This is a genomic window from Sporosarcina sp. Marseille-Q4063 (assembly GCF_018309085.1).
Lineage (GTDB): Bacteria > Bacillota > Bacilli > Bacillales_A > Planococcaceae > Sporosarcina.
Genome location: NZ_CP070502.1, coordinates 3,886,761 through 3,908,762 on the forward strand (window position 1 = coordinate 3,886,761; position 22,002 = coordinate 3,908,762).

General features: G+C 39.1%; 24 protein-coding genes. 18 read left to right on the plus strand and 6 right to left on the minus strand.

Annotated features, from left to right (window positions below; genetic code table 11):
* Positions 1-53 precede the first annotated feature (53 nt).
* Positions 54-299, plus strand: coding sequence for a YneF family protein (locus JSQ81_RS19465; protein WP_212605625.1), 246 nt, complete (start codon positions 54-56; stop codon positions 297-299).
* A 26-nt stretch (positions 300-325) separates the two neighbouring features.
* On the opposite strand, the gene JSQ81_RS19470 is transcribed toward JSQ81_RS19465, so the two are convergent.
* Both JSQ81_RS19470 and JSQ81_RS19475 read right to left on the minus strand, forming a co-directional pair.
* The gene (locus JSQ81_RS19470) at positions 326-1,267 is read right to left on the minus strand and encodes an alpha/beta hydrolase (protein ID WP_212605626.1); all 942 of its coding nucleotides are present in this window, start codon (positions 1,265-1,267) and stop codon (positions 326-328) included.
* 16 nt (positions 1,268-1,283) lie between these two features.
* Complete coding sequence (locus JSQ81_RS19475) at positions 1,284-2,186, minus strand: hydroxymethylglutaryl-CoA lyase (RefSeq protein WP_212605627.1); 903 nt, start codon at positions 2,184-2,186, stop codon at positions 1,284-1,286.
* 86 nt (positions 2,187-2,272) lie between these two features.
* Here JSQ81_RS19475 and JSQ81_RS19480 point away from each other — a divergent pair, with 86 nt between their 5' ends.
* The 9 genes from JSQ81_RS19480 to JSQ81_RS19520 all read left to right on the plus strand — a co-directional run bounded on the left by JSQ81_RS19480 (position 2,273) and on the right by JSQ81_RS19520 (position 12,313).
* Positions 2,273-3,457 (plus strand): acetyl-CoA C-acetyltransferase, encoded by a 1,185-nt coding sequence (locus tag JSQ81_RS19480; RefSeq protein WP_212605628.1) that lies wholly within the window; start codon positions 2,273-2,275, stop codon positions 3,455-3,457.
* Positions 3,458-3,477: 20 nt separating this feature from the next.
* Complete coding sequence (locus JSQ81_RS19485) at positions 3,478-3,732, plus strand: YqkE family protein (protein ID WP_212605629.1); 255 nt, start codon at positions 3,478-3,480, stop codon at positions 3,730-3,732.
* Between the two features lie 319 nt (positions 3,733-4,051).
* A complete protein-coding gene (locus JSQ81_RS19490) occupies positions 4,052-5,044 on the plus strand; it encodes a M23 family metallopeptidase (RefSeq protein WP_212605630.1) in 993 nt (330 codons plus the stop codon).
* A 234-nt stretch (positions 5,045-5,278) separates the two neighbouring features.
* Positions 5,279-6,277, plus strand: coding sequence for an ABC transporter ATP-binding protein (locus tag JSQ81_RS19495; protein WP_305849472.1), 999 nt, complete (start codon positions 5,279-5,281; stop codon positions 6,275-6,277).
* Positions 6,270-7,301, plus strand: coding sequence for an ABC transporter ATP-binding protein (locus JSQ81_RS19500; protein WP_249336752.1), 1,032 nt, complete (start codon positions 6,270-6,272; stop codon positions 7,299-7,301). The genes JSQ81_RS19495 and JSQ81_RS19500 overlap by 8 nt, the downstream gene beginning before the upstream one ends.
* Before the next feature lie 87 nt (positions 7,302-7,388).
* The gene (locus JSQ81_RS19505; protein ID WP_371812474.1) at positions 7,389-9,218 is read left to right on the plus strand and encodes an ABC transporter substrate-binding protein; all 1,830 of its coding nucleotides are present in this window, start codon (positions 7,389-7,391) and stop codon (positions 9,216-9,218) included.
* A gap of 74 nt (positions 9,219-9,292) precedes the next feature.
* Positions 9,293-10,258, plus strand: a complete 966-nt coding sequence (locus tag JSQ81_RS19510; RefSeq protein WP_212605632.1) for an ABC transporter permease — start codon at positions 9,293-9,295, stop codon at positions 10,256-10,258.
* 11 nt (positions 10,259-10,269) lie between these two features.
* Positions 10,270-11,193, plus strand: a complete 924-nt coding sequence (opp4C, locus tag JSQ81_RS19515) for an oligopeptide ABC transporter permease (RefSeq protein ID WP_371812475.1) — start codon at positions 10,270-10,272, stop codon at positions 11,191-11,193.
* Between the two features lie 97 nt (positions 11,194-11,290).
* Positions 11,291-12,313, plus strand: coding sequence for a DUF2332 domain-containing protein (locus tag JSQ81_RS19520; protein ID WP_249336753.1), 1,023 nt, complete (start codon positions 11,291-11,293; stop codon positions 12,311-12,313).
* A 57-nt stretch (positions 12,314-12,370) separates the two neighbouring features.
* On the opposite strand, the gene JSQ81_RS19525 is transcribed toward JSQ81_RS19520, so the two are convergent.
* Both JSQ81_RS19525 and JSQ81_RS19530 read right to left on the minus strand, forming a co-directional pair.
* Positions 12,371-13,321 carry a polysaccharide deacetylase family protein gene (locus tag JSQ81_RS19525; protein WP_212605633.1) on the minus strand — a complete coding sequence of 317 codons (951 nt, stop codon included), beginning with the start codon at positions 13,319-13,321 and terminating at the stop codon, positions 12,371-12,373.
* A gap of 439 nt (positions 13,322-13,760) precedes the next feature.
* Complete coding sequence (locus JSQ81_RS19530) at positions 13,761-14,090, minus strand: hypothetical protein (protein ID WP_212605634.1); 330 nt, start codon at positions 14,088-14,090, stop codon at positions 13,761-13,763.
* A gap of 283 nt (positions 14,091-14,373) precedes the next feature.
* Between JSQ81_RS19530 and JSQ81_RS19535 the strand changes: the two genes are divergently transcribed.
* Together JSQ81_RS19535 and JSQ81_RS19540 are read left to right on the plus strand one after the other, a co-directional pair.
* A complete protein-coding gene (locus tag JSQ81_RS19535) occupies positions 14,374-14,688 on the plus strand; it encodes an alpha/beta fold hydrolase (protein ID WP_249336586.1) in 315 nt (104 codons plus the stop codon).
* Between the two features lie 158 nt (positions 14,689-14,846).
* Positions 14,847-15,989 (plus strand): MFS transporter, encoded by a 1,143-nt coding sequence (locus tag JSQ81_RS19540; RefSeq protein ID WP_212605635.1) that lies wholly within the window; start codon positions 14,847-14,849, stop codon positions 15,987-15,989.
* A gap of 56 nt (positions 15,990-16,045) precedes the next feature.
* Here JSQ81_RS19540 and JSQ81_RS19545 read toward each other — a convergent pair whose 3' ends face one another.
* Both JSQ81_RS19545 and JSQ81_RS19550 read right to left on the minus strand, forming a co-directional pair.
* Positions 16,046-16,420 (minus strand): VOC family protein, encoded by a 375-nt coding sequence (locus JSQ81_RS19545; RefSeq protein ID WP_249336587.1) that lies wholly within the window; start codon positions 16,418-16,420, stop codon positions 16,046-16,048.
* Between the two features lie 2 nt (positions 16,421-16,422).
* Positions 16,423-17,175: a metallophosphoesterase family protein gene (locus JSQ81_RS19550; protein ID WP_212605636.1), complete on the minus strand. Its 753-nt coding sequence runs from the start codon at positions 17,173-17,175 to the stop codon at positions 16,423-16,425.
* A gap of 980 nt (positions 17,176-18,155) precedes the next feature.
* Between JSQ81_RS19550 and JSQ81_RS19555 the strand changes: the two genes are divergently transcribed.
* The 6 genes from JSQ81_RS19555 (at position 18,156) to JSQ81_RS19575 (ending at position 21,998) form a co-directional block, all read left to right on the plus strand.
* The gene (locus JSQ81_RS19555) at positions 18,156-19,019 is read left to right on the plus strand and encodes a DMT family transporter (protein WP_212605637.1); all 864 of its coding nucleotides are present in this window, start codon (positions 18,156-18,158) and stop codon (positions 19,017-19,019) included.
* A gap of 108 nt (positions 19,020-19,127) precedes the next feature.
* Positions 19,128-19,754, plus strand: coding sequence for a hypothetical protein (locus JSQ81_RS19560; protein ID WP_212605638.1), 627 nt, complete (start codon positions 19,128-19,130; stop codon positions 19,752-19,754).
* Between the two features lie 167 nt (positions 19,755-19,921).
* Entirely contained in the window at positions 19,922-20,047 is a 126-nt protein-coding gene (locus tag JSQ81_RS20130) for a hypothetical protein (protein ID WP_256437719.1), read from the plus strand.
* 441 nt (positions 20,048-20,488) lie between these two features.
* A complete protein-coding gene (locus JSQ81_RS19565) occupies positions 20,489-21,058 on the plus strand; it encodes a DUF4256 domain-containing protein (RefSeq protein WP_212605639.1) in 570 nt (189 codons plus the stop codon).
* Positions 21,059-21,089: 31 nt separating this feature from the next.
* Positions 21,090-21,551: an SRPBCC family protein gene (locus JSQ81_RS19570; RefSeq protein ID WP_212605640.1), complete on the plus strand. Its 462-nt coding sequence runs from the start codon at positions 21,090-21,092 to the stop codon at positions 21,549-21,551.
* Between the two features lie 66 nt (positions 21,552-21,617).
* Positions 21,618-21,998 carry a VOC family protein gene (locus JSQ81_RS19575; protein WP_212605641.1) on the plus strand — a complete coding sequence of 127 codons (381 nt, stop codon included), beginning with the start codon at positions 21,618-21,620 and terminating at the stop codon, positions 21,996-21,998.
* Positions 21,999-22,002 lie beyond the last annotated feature (4 nt).

Sequence of the window (22,002 nt, forward strand, 5' to 3'; positions counted from 1 at the left end):
TCCTTCATGGAACCGTAAAAAAACGGACAACTGAAGTGAAGGAGGTATAGCGGATGATTTGGTGGATAGTGGGAATCGTCGTCGCGCTATTAGCTGGTGTGGCCCTCGGATTTTTCATTGCACGTCAATATATGATGAAATACTTAGAAGAGAACCCGCCGATTAATGAAGAAATGCTACGAATGATGATGATGCAGATGGGTCAAAAACCTTCACAAAAAAGGATTAACCAGATGATGAGTCAAATGAATAAAGTTAGCGAGCGCGAAAAGAAGGACAAGAAGAAAAAGAAAAAATAATAAAGTCGAAAACACCCGCTAATCATTTAGCGGGTGTTTACTTTTGATAAAAAACCATATCGCTGAAGAAATTCTTTAACGGTATTTTCATACGACTCAGGATTATCATTAAACGATTTTGCATGAGACCCTTTGTCGAAAAGTTTCAGCATTTTGTCGCCAGGTTTAGCTTGATACAATTCTTTTGTCATATATGGCAAGATAAATTCGTCTTCCATACTGTGGATAAACAACATTGGCTTTTGAACATTTTCAATTACTTCCCGAGGTGAAACCAGGTTCAGTGTGTAACCATCTCGCATTTTTAAAAAAAGATTTGCAATACGTAAAGCCATTGTGCTTCGTAGCGGTGTCTCCATTCGTAGGACATGAAGGACTTGTTCTGTAAAATCGGAAAAAGGACAATCTACAATATGAAAATCGGCATCATCATCAAATGTTCCGGCGTAAAGAATAGTCGTCGCAGCGCCCATGGACTCCCCGTGAATACCAAGCAAAGCATCTTCGCCAATCTTCTTGCGAATAAACTGCACAATCGCCTGCAAATCCAATTTTTCATAATAACCGAAACTGGTAGTTTTCCCACCGGATTCACCGTGCCGTCTATGATCGTAAATGACGGAGTTAAAACCCAGACGTTCAAATAATCGAGCATATTTGATTGAATTCGTTTTATTTTCTGTCACGCCATGACAAATTATGACAGTATTCTTCGTGTTTAGCGGTTTTAAAAAGACTGTATTTAATAAATAATCATTTGGCGAATGAATCCATAGGCCTTCTTTTCGTACAGTTTCATACCACTTCTCATCGAAACGTTTCGCCAATATTTCACGTTTCATAATAACATCAGGATCCTTCATTTTTAAATACATCAGCCGATTCGTCGCGAGAAATCCGAATAAGGTCAAAAAAGCAGCAACTACGCTCGATATAATTCCGGTTATATAGATAAGGCGCCGTTTCACAAAATTCTCCTCCTACTTACAGCTGTCCATTCCTAAACAGCCGATACATACCCGTTTCAATCGGTCTGGATACATGCGGCGCAATGAGCGATACAGCTTCACAAACTTTTTTCACATCAATTCCAGTTTCGATGCCGAGTGTATTCAGCATATTCACAACATCCTCCGTTGCCACATTACCGGTGGCGCCGGGAGCGAAAGGACATCCGCCTAACCCGCCGGCTGACGTATCAAAACGATCGATTCCCGCTTGAAGTGCGGCGTAGATATTAGCGATTGCCATTTTTCGGGTGTCATGAAAATGCGCAGTTAGTAATTTGTTTGGAAATTCCTCTTTTAAGATTTTGAATAAGGCATAGCTTTCCTTTGGATTGGCCATACCAATCGTATCTGCCACGCTGAGTTCATCGGCCCCCATTGCGACGAACCTTTTACATAATTCAACGACTGCATCGATTTCAATTTTACCTTCGTATGGACAGTAAAATGCAGTGGAAATACACGCACGAATAAAAACCCCTTCATCTTTCAATCGAGCAAGAACGGGTACGAGCGCATCCATGCTTTCATCAGTTGAACGATTAATATTTTTTTGATTGAACGTATTACTGACACCCACAAATACAGCGATACTACGTGCCCCCGCATCCAACGCCAATTCGGCGCCTTTTGCATTTGGAGCAAGGACAAATTGTCGCCCATTGACAGGTGTATTTTTTAAGATTGCATTTGCATCTGCCATTTGCGGAACCCATTTTGGAGAAACAAAAGATGTTAACTCCATTTCTTTAATATTTGCCCCTTGTAATGCCCCGATAAACCTTAATTTATCCTTTTCATTAACATGTTTGCTTTCATTTTGAAGCCCATCTCGTGGACCGACCTCGATTATTGTTGCATTGTTTGGTAAAATAAACATACCATCCCTCCTCATTTTTATTATAATGATGAGATGGAGTGACAAGCAAATTAATTAAGTAACGAATAGTTAAGGGGGAAATAGAAATGGAAAATGAAGTAGTCATTGTAAGCGCGGTTAGAACAGCGATCGGATCATTTCTTGGTTCATTAAAGGATGTATCTGCCACTGATTTGGGGGCAACCGTTATTAAAGAGGCGTTGGAACGTGCTGAGGTTTCACCGGAGCTCGTTGATGAAGTCATCATGGGGAATGTCTTGCAAGCCGGGCTCGGACAAAATACAGCGAGACAAGCAGCCATAAAAGCAGGATTGCCAGAGACAGTTCCTGCAATGGCGATAAACAAAGTATGCGGCTCCGGCTTGAAAGCGGTCCATCTTGCCCGTCAAGCAATTTTTTCGGGCGATGCTGACATAATCGTCGCGGGCGGCATGGAAAACATGAGCCAATCCCCGCACTTATTGATGGGTGCGCGCGAAGGTTACAAAATGGGCGATCAAAAAATCGTCGACAGCATGATTTCCGATGGATTATGGTGCGCATTTAATGACTATCATATGGGAAATACAGCGGAAAATTTATGTGACCGTTATTCAATAACACGCGAAGAACAAGATGAATTTTCAGCGAGTTCGCAGAAAAAAGCAGCTGCTGCAATTGAAGCCGGAAAGTTTAAAGATGAAATTGTCGCCGTTGAAATTCCACAACGTAAAGGCGATCCAATCATTTTCGATACGGATGAGTACGTACGCGGGAGCTCGACTGCAGAAAAATTAGGGAAACTGCGACCTGCATTTAAACGTGACGGAAGTGTTACTGCAGGAAATGCTTCCGGGATAAATGACGGTGCTGCGGCATTTGTTATCATGTCAAAAAGAAAAGCAGACGAGCTCGGCTTGACACCACTCGCAACAATTGAAGCGAATGCGGGTGCAGGTGTCGATCCGTCAGTCATGGGAATCGGCCCGGTTCAAGCGGTGAAAAATGTATTAACACGCGCAAATATGGATCTAGCTGAAATCGACTTAATCGAAGCCAATGAAGCATTCGCGGCTCAATCCATTGCTGTCGATAGAGAACTCGAGTTCGATCATGAAAAACTGAATGTGAACGGCGGCGCAATTGCGCTTGGACATCCCATCGGTGCAAGCGGTGCGCGAATACTCGTAACATTAGTTCATGAGATGAAACGCCGAGATGCAAAAACCGGACTCGCAACACTCTGCATCGGCGGCGGGCAAGGTGTCGCAACAATTGTAAAACGTCCTTGATAGAAGGAGGGTGAAATTTTATGTCAGTAAAAAGGAGAAAAGGAAATCGACAACAAGTTGCAAAAAAAGAAAATGCAACGCCAACACTGTCTGATTCTCTTGATGATGATGTACTCGCAAAATTAAAATCAGTTAAAACCGATTTAACAAATGTTAAACGCGAAAATGAAGAAAAACGTCAAGAAAAACTTCGCCTCGAACGAAAAGAACGCGAAAAAAACAAAAGTTTTGAAGAACTTTTAAACGAATACGGCGATGTCGGTACTAAATACTAATATTTGTAAGCGCTCAAGAAGCATATTCCTGGGCGCTTATTTTTTTGTTAAGGAAATAATAAAAATATATCCAGTGACACCCTTTGATATGGAAATTTCACATCCAGCTCCAGGCGCCAGCCTCTCGGGTCATAAGTAATCCCACTAGGAAGAATTGAATTACATTCTTCTCAGGCTAATACCGCCACGTCGCGGTATTTCTTATGCCTGTCGAGGCTAGACGGGCGCCTTGCGCTTTTATTCATGTAAATTATTTTCCATTCATGAAACAATCCAAATGGGGAAATCTAAATAGCATACTCAAAAGGAGGTTTTTTGTTTGAATGTTTGCTGTCGCATATTGTTTTTCGCATTCGCAATTATCCTCTTTTCACCTTATCAAGCATTAGCTGAAGAGGAACAAACCCGAGAGCAAGAATTAGAAGAAAGGATGACGTATTACGTAAAAAACAGCAATCCATTATTGCCATGGTATTACTTAGCTGCTATTGATCAATTTGAACGAAATATACAAGCCGTGCGTCCTGATATTCCCAAAAGCGAGGGTCCAATCGCTATATACTTTCCAAGCGAATTTTGGAATGGCGCTCTGAATCCTTCCACCGTAGATGAGTCGGAAATTTCAATTACTTTTTTCAACGGATACGGACGAGATGGAAACAATGATGGAAGTGTTGATGTCGAAGATCCTGACGACAAACTCTATACGCTGGCAACATATATAAGCTCATATGGTGCCACGGAAAATAGTGTAAAAGAAGCCTTAATGGATTTTTATGACCGCAAAGAAACCGTTAATCAGATTATGACGATTTCAACATTGTATAAGCATTTTCAAACTGTAAATTTAGATGAACGCGCTTTTCCTTTACCAGTTCACGCCAACTATAGTTACCGAAGTACTTGGGGTGTCAGTAGAGGCTGGGGAGGAAGGCGAATACACGAAGGAACAGATCTATTCGCTAGCTATGGTGTGCAAGTTCTTTCAACTTCATACGGAATTGTTGAAGTGATGGGGTGGAATGATTATGGCGGATGGCGAGTAGGCATACGCGATATGTACAATACGTATCATTACTATGCGCATCTTTCCGGTTTTAATAAAGAAGTAAAAGAAGGCGATGTTGTAGAACCAGGTACATTACTTGGTTACGTCGGAAGTTCTGGATACGGTAAAGAAGGAACATCTGGACGTTTTGCGCCGCATCTACATTACGGAATGTATAAATATAACGGAAGAACTGAATGGGCTTTTGATCCGTTTCCGTATTTACGGATTTGGGAACGAGAAGGAAGAAATAAAAAACAATAACTCACCTCCCCGAAAATGGTAACAACCTACCATGATTGGGGATTGTTTTTTTATAGGATGAATGAATCAAGTAAATTTCGACAAAATATTCAGTATTATAAAATAAATATAGTAAAATCAGATTGACAATTGCGATAGTTACGAATACAATGTAGTCAATTGTCGCAATAATGTATTCAAATATACTGTTCTGATTTATTCCAAAAGAAAAATAGTTTCGAATGGAGTGTTCTTATGAGTGTGCAGCCTCTACTAGATGTTGAACAATTAAAAACCTATTTTTATTTGAACCAAAATCAAGTGGCCAAAGCTGTTGATGGCATTTCATTTTCAGTATTTCCAGGGGAGACTGTCGCTCTTGTTGGAGAATCGGGAAGTGGAAAGAGCATTACCGCATTATCCATTATGCAACTCATTAATAAACCGGGGAAAATTGTTGAAGGCTCGATAACGATGAACAATCAGGAGCTATTAAAATTAAAACCGAAACAAATGACTTCGATTCGAGGAAACGACATCGGAATGATTTTCCAAGAACCGATGACTGCGTTAAATCCAGTATTCACCATAGGAAATCAAATAACGGAAATCATTAGAAAGCATAAAAAAGTTAATAGGCGCGAAGCTGAAATTCGAGCAATTAGCCTGTTGAAAGTCGTGGGGATTCCGCGTCCCAATGAGATAATGAAAGAATATCCACACCAATTATCAGGCGGCATGCGGCAACGTGTCATGATTGCAATGGCCATATCATGCGATCCGCAGCTTCTAATAGCCGATGAACCAACCACAGCTTTAGATGTAACGATACAGGCACAAATTCTCGATTTAATGGTTGAAATGCAAGAAAAGTTTCAAATGGCACTTTTACTCATCACCCATGATTTAGGTGTTGTCTATGAATATACGGATCGTGTAATGGTCATGTACGGGGGGCAAATTGTCGAACAAGCCCCTACTAAACAACTATTAAAACTTACTAGACATCCATACACGCAAGGTTTGTTGGCAAGTTTACCAAAGATAGATGAAGATGTGGACCGCCTCGGAACAATTAAAGGGACGGTTCCACCTTCATATAACTTCCCCAAAGGTTGTCGTTTTGCAACCCGTTGTCCATATGTAATGGACAAATGTAAAGTTTCAAATCCTGAATTAAAGGAACTGGATACGGGCCATTTTGTCCGTTGTTATCTTTATGAGGACGGAGGAAGTACAAATGACGATGATTGAACGAAACTTGGAAAGTTCTAATCTAGAAAATAGAACCGATAAAGATATTTTGTTAGAAGTTAAAAATTTGAAAAAGTATTTTCCGATAAAAGGGGGTATTTTAAAGCGGACAGTCGGCCAAGTCAAAGCGGTGGACGATGTTTCTTTTTCGATAATCAAAGGAGAAACTTTAGGAGTCGTTGGTGAATCAGGTTCCGGGAAATCCACATTGGGACGCGTTATTTTACGTTTGCTTGATCCGACGGAAGGCAATGTGATTTTTGATGATGTGGATATTTCTTACCTGAGTCAACGAAAAATTCGGCCGCATCGACAAGATATGCAAATCGTTTTTCAAGATCCTTTCGCTTCATTAAATTCAAAAATGAGTGTTGGTCAACTGATAGAAGAACCATTAGTAGTACAGGGAATTCTATCGAAAAAGGAGCGGGTGCAACAAGTAACAGAAATAATCAATAAGGTAGGGTTACGAAATGGTGATTTGCAAAAATATCCGCATGAATTTTCAGGCGGACAAAGACAACGGATAAGCATTGCCCGAGCGCTTGTTGTGAATCCGAAATTTGTCATTTGCGACGAACCAGTATCAGCTTTGGATGTTTCTATCCAAGCACAAGTATTAAATCTTATGAAGGATCTTCAGGAGGAACTAGGACTTACTTATTTATTCATCGCGCATGATTTAAGTGTCGTCAAGCATATTAGTGATAGAGTGGCCGTTATGTATTTAGGTAGATTTGTAGAACTTGCATCTAAAAAAGCACTTTACAGCAATGCGCTTCATCCTTATACGCGCGCACTTCTATCCTCAATACCTGTTATTGATATTGATAAAGATCCAGCAAAAAAAGTAGAAAAGATCAAGTTGCAAGGAGATTTGCCAAGTCCTGCAAATCCGCCGTCGGGCTGTACTTTTAGGACGAGATGTCCGTATGCCTATGAACGTTGTACATCTGAAAAACCCGAACTGATCGAGTTGGAGGAAAACCATTTTGTCGCTTGCCACTTATACACAGAGGATTGAATTTTATTACCTTTAGGGGGTGATGTAGACTTTGCAATGTCGAAAGAAATATAGAATTTCGAGTAAAAATGTAGAGGGGGAACTATTTTGTTGAAACGTTATAGGAGTAGTCTATTTTTGCTTATTTTTGTATTGATGTTCGGTTTGGTGCTTGTAGCATGTAATGCAGAAAATGGTGACAAAGACACCGAAAAACCAGACGAGACTGAAACTGATGGCACGTCCACTGACGCGGAGGACGAAGAAGAGGCAACGGACGGCGAGCCTAAAGAAGGCGGTACCGTAACAGGTGCGATGCATACAGCGCCAGCAGGTATGTTCAACCCTATTTTTTATGAAGAAGCTTACGAGGCGAACATTCTTGATTTCACGCATGAAGGTCTTACATCACAAAATGAGAAACTAGAATTCATCCCAGGTTTAGCAAAATCATGGGATACGAACGAAGACCAAACCGAGATTACATTTACGCTCGAAGAAGGCGTTAAATGGCATGACGGAGAAGAGTTTACTGCGCATGATGTTGTGTACACGTACAAAGCTATCGCGGATCCTGATTATGTATCTGCAGGCGGAGTTCGTACAAACTATGTAGAGCCGCTTTTAGGCTATGAGGATTATGTTTCGGGAGAATCAGACGAGTTTCTCGGTGTTGTAGCGGACAGTGACTACCAAGTTACGTTCAAATTTGCAGAGCCGAATGTAATGCCGCTCTATTACACTGGATTCCCAATCATTCCTGAACATATTTTTAAAGACATTCCTGTAGCTGACATTCCATCTGCGGATGAATCTACACAACCTAAAAAAGTTATTGGAACGGGTCCATTTAAATTCACGGATATGATTGAGCGCGAACAATATTCGCTTGAACGTCACGACGAATATTGGCAAGGAAAACCGCATTTAGACAAACTTGTATGGAAAGTCGTCCAGCAATCTGTGATGACTGGTTTACTTGAAAAGGGCGAAATCGACTTTATCGCTGCCCCAGGCGGAATCAATCCTGCGGACTACGATATGGTAAATGATTATGACAACATTAAAATCGCTGAACAAGCTGACTTTGGTTACCAACTATTAGGATTCAAGATGAACCACCGTACTGCGGAAGATGTAGCGGGTGGCGTAATTGAACCGGATAACTGGGTTCCGAACGAAAAAATCGCTGATCCGAAAGTAAGGCAGGCGATTGCATGGGCGATAGACAGAGAAGGACTTGTTGGTAAAGGGCACGGAGAAGGATTACTTCATGGTCGCGGCCAACCAATCAACTCGCCAATTGCAGTTCAATTCTGGGCGTATGATGAAAATGCCGGAACCAACTACACATATGATCCGGATAAAGCTGAAGAAATGTTAGATGAGCTTGGGTACGTCGATAAAGACGGTGATGGTTACCGTGAAGATCCAGATGGCGAAAAATGGGTTCTAAACATGGAGTATCCAGTTGGAAACGAAATCCGTGAAAGATCTGCGCCATTGATTGTTAAATATCTTGATGAAGTCGGCATCCAAGTCGACCTGCGTCAACCGAAAGATATGTCAGTCTACGTTGATGGGCTTACAAAAGACAACACAGATTGGGATCTCTATTTGATCGGATGGAGCTTGGGCAGCGCGGATCCAGATCCACTTGGTCTTTGGGGCATTAAAGATGCTTATAACTTCTCGCGTTGGAACAACCCGAAATCGGATGAGTTGCTCTATAAAGCAATTAAAGCGCCAGAAGCATTTGAGCAGGATTACCGTACGGAAGTTTACCAGGAATGGCAGAAGTACTTCTCTGAAGATTTGCCGGCATTCCTGCTTTATGCACAAAATAGTATTTGGGCTTACAATGATCGGATTCAAAACGTCCAAATCTTGCCGCAAACAATGTACAGAGATTCACATACTTGGTGGGTTAACGATTAATAATAACTAGAAGGATAGTAAATGAGAGTATGCCAGAAACGGCATACTCTCCTCCTTCATGGGAGGCTCGTCGTATGTACCAATATATTATTAGAAGAATATTAGTATTTATCCCTATGTTATTCGCGTTGTCCATCATTGTATTCGGTTTAGCTAAGGCGGCACCCGGTGACCCATTTACTGGAAAGATTTTAGACCCGAACATAAACCCCGAAGTATATGAACAGCAACGGGAAGCACTTGGTCTAAACAAACCAGTTCCTATCCAATATCTGAATTGGGCTAAGGAAGTAGCGCAGGGAAACTTTGGTGAGTCAATCACATTTAACGGTCGTTCCGTTCAAAGTTTGATAAAGGAACGAATTTTGAACACCGTATACTTAGGAATTGTCGCATTAGGCATCACGTTAGTTGTCGCAATTCCAATAGGAATCTATTCTGCCCGGAAACCTTATTCATTATTGGATTACGGTGCAACGACTTTTGGATTTGCGGGACTTGCGATTCCAAACTTTTTCTTTGGACTTGTTGTCATTTATTTATTATCGATCAAAATGGGTTGGTTTCCAGCGCAAGGAACTTTATCTTCGAATGACCTTTCTGGATTCGCGGAGTTTAAAGATCGACTACATCATATGGTCCTTCCCGGTCTAACATTGGGACTGGCTAGTACGGCTTCCTATATGCGCTATATGCGTTCGGAAGTGTTAGATGTACTTGGCAGCGATTATATTCGAACCGCAAAGGCTAAAGGCATGAGCGACCGTAACGTGCTCTATAAACATACATTGCGCAATGCAATGATTCCTATTATTACACTAATGGGGTTTGAATTCGGCGCGATTTTAAGCGGTGCGATTATTACAGAACAAGTTTTTAACTTTCCAGGCTTAGGAACACTATTTATTAACGCGATTACAAACCGGGATTATCCTATTGTAATGGCGATAGCTCTCTTATTAGGTGTGGCAATACTCGTCGGAAACTTATTAGCAGATATATTCTATAGTATTGTAGATCCGAGAATTCGTTATGATTGAGGTGGATATGTATGGTTCAGCCGACTCCGATTGATTCAATGAATGTAGATCCGAACGAAGAAGTGGTTTTAGACCGAAAACATAGAAGTCCGCTTCAATTGGCGATGCGACGTTTTCTGAAGAATAAATTGGCGATTGTAGGTCTCGTCGTTTTTTTTCTCATTATTTGTATGGCCGTTTTTGCGCCATTCTTAACAGATCACGATCCTACAGAACCTAATTTATTATTAGTTGAGCAAAGTCCTAGCAGTGAACATATTTTGGGTACAAACAGTGTGGGGCACGATAACTTTTCAAGGTTGCTTTACGGCTCTAGAGTTTCATTAATCGTCGGTTTTAGCGCAATGTCATTCACCTTGATTATCGGGCTTATAACAGGTGCCGTAGCAGGTTATTACGGCGGGGTGGTTGATAATATTATCATGCGATTAACGGATTTGGTACTTGCTTTACCGTTTTTAGTATTAGCGCTAACAATCATTGCCCTAATGGAAAAGATTACGATTGGCATATTCGTCACAATCATTGCGATCACCTCGTGGCCAACCTTGACCCGGATTGTAAGAGGAACCTTTCTTTCATTGCGGGAGCAAGAATTTGTATTAGGTGCCAGAGCAATTGGTGCAAGCGATACACGAATTATTTTCAAGCATTTCATTCCCAATGCGATTGGTCCAATCATTGTTAACGCAACATTGATGATGGCAGCTATGATAATAATTGAATCTGCCTTGAGTTTTATCGGTTTTGGTATTCCGCAACCTACGCCGACATGGGGGAATATGATTTCTGAGGCACAAAGTATTCGTGTACTTCGCTATCATCCGGAAGCTTGGATACCACCTGGTCTTGGAATATTAGTTACTGTCCTTGCGATTAACTTTATCGGGGATGGACTTCGCGATGCATTCGATCCGAAAAGTGATGGAAGATAAGAACGAATATAAAGAAGCTGAAAATATACCCCGAGCCCAATCTCTACTAAAAGAGTGGTGGAACGGGGTGTTTGCATTAAAACGATCGGAGGGAAATATTGTGGACATTACTCGATTAGCAAATGAATATAGGGTTTTTGCAGACGTAAGTTCAAGCATTTTGTATGAATATCTGTCGAATCAAATTACAGCAGACAGTGAATTACTAAACTTGAGTTCTTTCGCAAGAGAAGGGCAACCTGTTCCGAATTTGTTGTTTGGCGCTGTTCAGCTCCTGTTATATAAGGGGGTTGAACATTCCTTAAGAGATTATTATCCAAATATGGTAGAACATCCAAAGGATTATGAAGAATCTTTTTCCCACTTTAAAGATTTTTGTCGAATCTATCGTGAAGAAATTATTTCGCTTTTAAAAGTAAAATTAGTTCAAACAAACGAAGCAAGGCGGTGCGCATATCTCTATCCCGTATTTTCGCATATTTACAATAAAGCGAATAAACCGATTGCCTTAATTGAAATCGGAACGAGTGCGGGTTTTCAGCTTCTTTGGGATCAATATAGTTATACTTATCAATCAGAAATCATTTACGGCAATAGTCAATCTGATATTCGTATTCAATCAGAAATTAAAGGGGATAATCGCCCGGAATTACAAGTGAAAAGTCCGCCAGTCGCTCAAAGAATCGGAATCGATCTACACATTAATGATGTTACAAATGATGAAGACTCTTTATGGTTGAAATCATTAATTTGGCCGGAGCATGATGCGAGAAGGGGACTCTTCAACCGTGCAGTGAACTGCCTTACCAAAAACAAACATGAAATCAAGTTCATCGAGGGGGATGGGGTAGAGTGCCTTCTAAAAATCGTAGAACAAATTCCGAATAACGCGGTGATATGTGTTTTTCATACCCATGTGGCAAATCAAATAACGAAAGAAAAGAAATTCAAATTACTGGATACCATAAAGAATATTGGGGAGAAAAGAGATGTCTTCCATATCTACAATAATATATGGGATGGAAAGCTTCATCTAGATTATTTTATTAACAAGATTGAATATAAAAAAATAGTAGGTGAAACAGATGCGCATGGGAAATGGTTTACCTGGAATCTGTAGAAAAAACTCATTCAAAAAATGCCCCCAAACAAGTACGTCTTGTCTAGGGGCTTTCAATTAGTTGTTTACATATTCAATAAACGTTTCAAGGGTTGTAGCCGCTAAAATATTAAACCTTGGGATTTCATAAAGATGATCATCTGGAGATGCAGCGCGGTCTTCAGTTGTAAAAGCCATTTTAAATCCTAAATCCTTCACGATATTTATTGTCGAAGGGGAGTATTCACCATAGGGATAGGAAAATGCAAGATTTACACCGTTCAAATTGTGAATGCTTTTTTCAATATCCTTCGTTACTTCTTCGTCGATTCTGGAGTTTAAATAAGAAACCTCTATATTTTGTATATTATTTTCACGTCTATGATAATTATATGTGTGGCTTTGATAGTCAAAAACGTCACATGCCTTAGATAACTCTTTTGTGCTAAAGTATTGGTCAGATTCTGGGTTGAATGGTTGAACTCTCTTAGTAATGGCTCCAGTAATAAGGAAATTCACGGCGGTAAAATCATATTTCTTCAACAACGGATAAGCTTCAACAAAATTATCTTTATAACCATCATTGAATGTTAACAAAACACTTTTATCCGGAATATCCATTTCTCCAATCAGAAATAAATATACTTCCGGTAAAGTTAGCGTTACAAAATCATTATCTTTCAGATAGTTCATTTGTTTTGTAAACTCTTCTTTCGTTACAACCATTGGATTAAGAGCGCCGTCAATATAATGCTGTTTACTAATATTGGACTCTTTTATAATGCGGTGATAAGTAAGAACAGGCACTGTTTCAGCCTGTTTTCCCTCAAACGGGAAAGAGCGATTGTTTTTTTGTGAACCTGTCTTGCAATGATTTAGCGGGAATTGATGATTTTGCGGAAAAAGCCCGGCATGTTCTTTTGATAGTAAATTATAATCTTTAATAATGAATATTGTAATAAAGACAAGCGCTCCAAGCAACGTAAAAAATCCAGAAGCGAGTGCTAGTTTAGGGATACGATCCTTCATGTTACCTTCACATTCATTTTGGCTAAATCACCGGTCCTTTCCACCTTATTCCAAGTTTGAGGGCGGTAAATATATGTTAACGTTCCATAGATAATAAATAACAAGTTTACCATTCTAAAAACAAAGATTTCGATCGGAAGAAAAAATTGAATCCTCAACAAATCTACCTTGGAAAATTTGATTCCGTGAAGGGAACTGACATAAATTGGGGTTTTCCAATACTATCTTTACTTATTATCTATACGAGTTGAAACCGTACAATATGCATGAAATATCTCGAGAATAGGGGGATAGTTTGTAAAAAAAACATATTTGAGGGGGAAACCAAATACAGTGAAGAGGAATGTCAATACTCTCGCCTAACAGATAATGTTTTGATTTTATGCCCAAGTTAAAAAAAGCACTATAAATTGAGTGCTTTTTCCTCATAAGTCTGGTGTTATTTATTATTATTTAATTCACGTAAAAAAACATCTAATTCCACATTTGATTGAAATTTATAAGCATATCCATAGCAAATCGGTCCATTACCAGTGTGGTCCCTCTTGGGGAATTCTAGGAAGGCAGTATTATGATTTAACCCAGTAGATTTTTCTTCTAGTTCTTTATTTTCTTCGACTCTTTTTGGATTTAAAACAATTGTAATCTCTTTATTTGGAAGTAAATAAATTACTTCATCGTTTACAATATTTTTAAATTCAACAGCTTTTGATGTTTCTTTCATCGTTTTGAAATTGTTTAAACCAAAAGTATTTTGTATATTCCCCATATTACTATTCACCTCATATTGTATTTTATGCCTTATTCTATTATAGGGTATCAATCAGTATCCTGTTAAGTAAAAGTGCGTGAAGATTGATATTTCTTTCAGCCTTATGACTTTAATTATTAACTTTTTTGTTTTTTAAAGGGAGAATGGCAAAAAATGCATACTGGAGTAACAATCTACGATGGTTGAATTAGGATTGCTAAATTAGATTAGAAGAATAGAATCTTAACAAACTAGAAATGGAAGGAGAAGAGATTATAACAATTATAGGCGGGAAGATATAATGGTCCAACGCGAATTAAAGGAAGAGGAATTAACATGGATTGTCGAGCAATCATTAAAAACACCATATTATATTGCCGCTAATTTATTCTCAGCGGGGATGTTTTCCGATTATCGTGCCGAAGCTAAAATAGCGAGTGAATCAGTCCCGACATTGACAGTTGTAGCAGAACATTGGGCTGATGTCGCGAAAACTTTCACCGCAAAAGTTTCCCCACAGTCAAAAGTGGAAATGCTTGGGGGCCACTTGATGTTTTGGGAACATAGTAGGAAGTTCAATGAACTAATCGAGCAGTTAGAATTAAATATAAAATGATTTATAGTTACAAACAAACTCAATCATTATCAAGTCGGAATAAAATTTAAGGATTCTCCTCGAGTAAAGAGAGTAACTGCCACCGCAATCCAATTACGTTATTATATGACCAATTTCATGTATGATAGAAGGGAAGAATAGTTGAAAGGAATTAGTTCATGACTAGAATGCTTTATTTTATTATTATGGTTTCTTTTCTGGATACATTTATCCAGTTGCCAATCATTACACCATACGCCCTACAGTTAGGCGCATCCAATCTGCTAGCCGGTGGAATTGTGGCAATTTACTCCTTAACAAATATGATCGGTAATATAATTGGCGGCCATTGGATTGACAGATTTGGACGCAAAAGAATGTTGTTTCTCGGCATGTTAGCAGCATCGATTATTTTACTCCTTTATCCTCTTGCCACAACAGGTGAGCAACTCTTTTTCATTCGATTTCTGCATGGATTGGCAGGGGGGGTATTGATACCTGCGGCGTTTGCTTACGTTGGTGATCAAACTAGCAAACGTTCAAGAGGAAAAGCGATGGCGATTACAGGCGCATGTATTGGAACGGCGGCTATTATTGGGCCAGCCATTGGCGGAATTATGGCTGCCAGGTCAGAAGTTGAGTATGTATTTGTACTTGTAGCCGTGTTATTTTTCATCACAACATTATTATTATTGAAATTCGTGAAAGAATCCTTTTCGGAAACGGAAAGAAGTGCGGTTTCTATTAAACACTTTATGCCGCTTTTAAAAGACCCATTATTGCTCCAAGCTTCCTTGGCTGCATTTGCATTGATGATCAGTAACGGGACATTGGCATTTGCTCTGCCGTTAAAGGTCGCAGATATGGGCTTGGACTCAGAAACGACAGGGCTTTTATTAAGTACGTTCGGCATAGTCGCCTTAATCGTTTTCTTAACACCACTCAACCGCATGTACGACCGGTTTGAGCCAATCACTTTGGTCGTCATTGGACTCTGTCTTATCGCATCAGTTCACATCATGCTAAACTTTACAGTGAATTCAACCATCGGCTATCTTCTAATGTGCGTATACGGCGTTGGATTTGCATTCGTATTCCCATCGATGAATAAAATCGTGGCAGATGCTTCGTCGAAAATTGATCGCGGAAAAGCATACGGTATTTTTTACGCATTCTTTTCTCTAGGCGCAGTAGCGGGCTCTTTCATATCAGGCGCAGCGGCAGAGATTATCGGTTTGCCGTTCTCTTCAAGCGCGACGATTATGCTCTCGATAGGATTATTCTTGCTATACTTTTCAAGAAAAACGAAACGAAAATTATAATAAAAGTACCAGATTCACAACAATTATAACTTGTTGGATCCTGGTACTTTTTTTAGTTAACTTTTCATTTCAGAATCCATCGGTTCCCATAACTCAATCTTATTTCCTTCCAAATCCAAAATATGCGCGAACTTTCCATAGACTTCAACTTGCAATTCCCCGACAACCTCAACATCTTTCGCTCGAATTTCTTCAAGATAGGAGGCTAAATCATTCACTCGAAAATTAATCATAAACTCTTTATCCGACGGGCTAAAATAGGTTGTATCTTTGGCAAAGGGCGCCCAAACAGAACTGCCATCCGTGTCACCCCATAAAAAAGTTTTTCCGTATTGATCCGATGATAACCCGAGTTTTTCTTGATACCACTCTCGAAGTTTGGCGGGGTTATTGCACTTAAAAAACACGCCGCCCAATCCAGTAATTCCCACGATTATTCATCTCCCTTTAGCTGATCCCCATGAAATGCCTTCAAAATAAAATCACGGGTCGGAACATTTAATGCTTCATAAGACATTAGAAATCCAGTATTATCATACTCGGCCTCTAGCAACTCCACTTGAATATCATTCACTTCAATCGTAACAACCGCATATCGCGCAACTGAATCCTCAGCACAACCTAGTGAGCCAGGATTTAAATAAGTTGTACGATCTCCTATAAAAAAATGAACTGGATGATGATGACCAAAACAAATTAAATCGACATCTTGCGGTCCAAACAACGCTTCCATATTCCCGGGACTTGGCTCAACAATCGGAGCAAAAGGATCCTCGCTAATATGAGCATCCACCTTGTTGGACTCCACATGGTAATGAGTGAATAATACCGACTGTCCAGAGATATCTTTTCGAATAAACCGCGGAAGCTCATCAAGTTTATCGATGAATTTCTCATGAATTCCTTCGGCAATCCATTCATGATGTTCTTTCACATGCGGATGGCTTAAAGGGTGTGGTTCATCTTTGATAGTGGCAAGAACCGCTTCATCATGATTACCGGTAATCATTGAAATATCGTCTCGGGAAAATAACAATTCCAACACTGCATTCGTATCTGGTCCAATCGCAATCATATCGCCGAGACAATAGATATATTTAATATCTTTCCGCTTGTCAATCTCATTAAGAACAGCTACTAAAGCAGGCGCATTGCCGTGGATATCAGTAATGACAGCAAACTTCATAAGATTCACTCCTACCAGGGTTCATATCAAAAAGTTCCCGTATAAAAAGACATCTACAAGTTACTATTCAATAGCAGTATGTCAGAATCCTTTAAAAAAGAAGAAAAGTGAAGTGTAACCACATAACAATTCACGAAAATCCATGAATAATCAGACAAGCTAACTGCTAATTATGGTAGAATAAAAGTATCATACAAATTCATCGTTGCGATTGTTTTAAGCTCAAAGAATCCTTTTTTCGGCATTACTTGGGAAGAGGAATAGTTTAGAATACATTGCAAGAAGCAAAACGAATTGTTTAGTCACTCATGAATATTTGATTTACAGGTTTTAATTGTCGAAATATATAGTGTGATAGAAAGCATGTGTGATTTTATGGTAAGTCAATAGAATAGGTAACTCAAGGGTGGCGGCCCATTCCCTGAAGAAAGGGGGTGGTGCTGATGTCAGTATTCGAATCGTTAATGTTTGCGGTAACATGTGCAGCATTGATCGTAGCGATAAGGAAGGATGAAGTACAATCCTTACCCTGTTATTTAAACACAAAAAATAACCCATCCTTGAGTTAGAGGCTCTGATGGGTTATCCCTGTCTAAAGGCTGCCCCTTGTAGGGACCTCCTATTGAAATTGCCGTCGATTCCAACATCGACGGTTTTTTTAGTATATTCACTATCTACGTTCATTCTACAATTCGAAAGATTGTAAAGCAAGTCGATAAAGAAACCCGTGCAAGAAACAAAGACGTTTGTTTAAACATTCATGAATGTTTGGTTCAGGTACGGTTTTTTAGTTACTCTGTAGCCAAAGCGAGGTAATTCATTGGATATAGTTTTATGCTTGGTATCGAAGATGATTTAACTTTTCAAGTGGTGAGAAGTGACAGTTATATATATCTAATGAATAAATAGGAGGCAAATATTTCTTGCCTTTGTCTATTGGAGCAGAATTAGTGATAATTCACTTTCCACAAGGAGGTAGCATGAATAAATATGTATACGGATTTCTTGTCATATTAACTACATCTTTAATGGGTTCTGCTTTTGCAATAGGGAAAATTGGTTTACTCTATGCTTCTCCTATTTTGCTTGTCGCCCTGCGCTTTACTGTTGCTGGAATATTGATGGCTATTTTCGTTGTTTTTTGGAAACGTCCTCATCCCCGTTCCTTACGAGATTGGGGGAAAGTTTTTATTATCGGTTTCTTTCAAACTGCTGGCGTGATGGGATGTATTTTCGTTAGTTTAAAAACGATTAAAGCTGGTGAGTCTTCTATACTTACATTTATAAATCCTTTACTTGTCGTTATTTTAGGTACTATTTTTTTGAAACTTACATACAAACGATTGCAATGGATTGGTGTTGTGGTCGGTTTCTTAGGGGTGTTAATTACTTTTGGCGCTCATGTATCTATTAATATCGGAACATTATTAGGGTTTCTCTCTGCAGTATCCTGGGCGATCGGTACATTATTAATAAAAACTTGGGGACAAAAAATAAACATATGGGTATTAACTGCCTATCAAATGTTGTTTGGAGGATTGATCCTCTTTGGCGGAAGTTTTATCTTAGAAGAACCGTTTTTCGAACCAAATAGCATTTCTATTTTTATTCTTTTATGGCTGGCTATTATGGCTTCGGTAGTACAATTTGCCGTATGGTTTTATTTACTTCATATTGGAGATCCCGGAAAAACAAGCGCTTTTTTATTTTTAGCTCCATTCTTCGGTGTCCTGTCGGGCTGGGTTCTCTTAGACGAGCCAATCCATTGGTATGTAATGCTTGGAGGTCTTTTTATATTCATCGGAATTTTCTTGGCAAACTGGGTACCGAAAACAAATTATTAAGAAGCAATAGTAAAAGTTATCTGCAAGGTGCAATTAGTGAATGGACCCGTGCAAGAGACCAAGACTTTTATTTAAACAATCATGAATAAGAGGAGGAATGAGAAAAAAATGACATCAAATCATAATAAGCCGATAAAAACCCACTCATGGCCACTGATTATTTTCCTATTAATTATTTTTTGGCCGGTAGGTGTTTATTTCCTTGTAAGAAAACTTAGCGTTGATAAAATAGCGTCACTGTCGTCTGGAAGGAAAATGACGATATGGGGATGGATCATTGCAGGCATGGGGGTAATCTCGTGGACATCGTTGATTGAAGATGGATTCATAGATGGAACGCTTGGTATGTTGTTTTTTGTTTTCTTGGGTCTGACATTAGTTTATCTTGGTAAAAAATCATCGATAAGAGCCGCCAAATATAAACGATACATCGATATTATTGTGAATAAAAGAGTGCGATCCATTCCGACGATTTCATCGGCGATTCCCGTATCGCATGATGTTGCTATTAAGGGAATTCAAGAAATGATAAATAAAGGATTTTTTGAAGATGCCTATATTAATTATAATCAAGATATAATTATTTTTTCAACAGAAGATGAAATTGATGAAAGAGTAAGGAATCATAAAATAGAAATGATAGTTGTACCTTGTAACGGTTGCGGGGCCAATAATCAGGTTGAAAAAGGACGAGTTGAAAAATGCCAGTATTGTGGGTCACTTATTAGTGGGTGATGTGTATTTATATATGGAAGAGGTAATTATGATCGCCATTCATTTCGAAAAACTTTTATTTGGCATCTAATTAGTTGACAGAACACTCGTGTGGTATAATGGAAGTTCAATAGAAAAGGTTACTCAAGGGTGGTCGGCACACTCCTTTTTGAAAGGAGGTGATGCCAATGTCAGTATTTGAAACATTAATGTTTGCAGTTACATTCGCAGCATTAGTTGTAGCAATAAGGAAGGATGAAGTACAATCCTTCCCCTGTCATGTAACCATAAAAAATAACCCATCCTTGAGTTGAGCGCTCAGATGGGTTATTACTACCTTCGATAGCCGACCCCTTTAGAGGGACCTACTATTGGATTGCTGCTCGATACCATATATCGGGCAGCTTTTTTTAGTTTATTCAATGTCTACATATATTATACAATCCAAAGATGTCTATTGCAAGTGGAACTGATTTCACAATTTGACGTGCCTGTGAAAGAACTAACATGAATGTTTAACCATTTACGAATGGTTGGTGCACGGATACCACTTTACGTGTGGATATAATTGAAGTTTAATAGAAAGGTAACTCAAGAGTGGCGGCAAATTCCCGGTTCTTAAGGTAAGGTGACAATTCGAAGATTATTATTGCATGGATGGTAATGTATAGTTATCACCATAATAATGTACGATCGTTAACGAAATGTTATAATCATTGTGTAAATTTTGACCGATAATTTAGGAGGAAACTAATATGACTGAGAAAAACAACAAGGAGTTATCACAAGAACAAAGTGAAGGGTTACTCGAAACATTGAAAGTACGTTTTGAGAAAAATATGAACCGCCATGAAGGTCTTGAATGGGCTAAAGTCCAAGAAAAGCTGAATGCTAATCCTCAGAAGTTATGGTCGCTAGGTGAAATGGAGAGAACTGGCGGCGAACCGGATGTTGTAGACTATGATATAAAGAATGAAACATACGTTTTTCATGATTGTTCGTCGGAGAGTCCTAAAGGTCGTAGAAGTGTTTGTTACGACCGTGAAGCGCTAGAATCAAGGAAAAAACATAAACCAGAAAATAGCGCTATTGATATGGCTACTGCCATGGGTATTGAACTTTTAACGGAAGATCAATATCGAGCGTTGCAGGAACTTGGGAAATTTGATACGAAAACCTCGAGTTGGGTGCAAACACCACCCAACATTAGAGAGCTCGGTGGTGCTATTTTTTGCGATTGTCGCTATAACACTGTCTTTACGTACCACAATGGAGCAGAGTCCTATTATGCTGTCAGAGGGTTCCGTGGCTCGCTAAGAGTCTAACATTGACTGATCAACTTGGAGGTGGTGCGAAATGGTAAATGTAATGACAGAAATAATAATTCGGTCTCCACTGGACAAAGTTTCAGAGTATGCAGCAAATCCTGACAATGCACCTGAATGGTATGTAAATATTAAATCAGCAGAATGGCAAACCGGAAAACCGTTGACTATTGGTTCACATATCGCATTTAATGCACAATTCCTAGGAAGACAACTTGCATATGTTTACGAAGTTGTAGAGTTTATTCAAGGGCAAAAACTTGTCATGAAAACAGCAGACGGTCCATTTCCAATGGAGACAACCTATACATGGGAAGCATATGATGAAAATTTTACACGGATGACTTTAAGAAACAAGGGGAACCCGACAGGTTTTTCAAAAATATTTTCTCCTTTTATGTCCCCGATAATGAGAAGGGCAAACAAGAAAGACTTGAAAAAAATTAAGGAGATTCTTGAAAAAAACAAAACTAACGATAGAACAAAAATGTAATTTTATACAATGAAAGAGGATTTTTAAATTGGTCTTCGAAATTAATACTTGAGGGGGAGTTTTGAAATGGATAAAACAATTCCGATAAAAAACCAAATGAACGGTGTTTTTGTTCATGTGTCTAATTTGAAAATTTCGGTAAAATGGTATTCCGACTTGTTAGATTTAGATATTGATTTAGAGGAGGTTGACTCACCTGTCCATAATATACCACTAACAGGAACAACTTCTTTAACTTTAGATGACCATACCTTTGATCCTAATTTCAAACATAATACAAGTCCAAGTCCAATTTTTAATTTATTTGCTCCGAAAATTGAAGAAGCATACCAGTATATTCAGGATAAAGGTATTCCAATTGTGCGAGAAATAGAAAGTGTTGGCGAGACAGCTTGGTTTAATATAAAGGATCCAGATGGGAACGTAGTAATGATCTGTAATTGTTAAACAA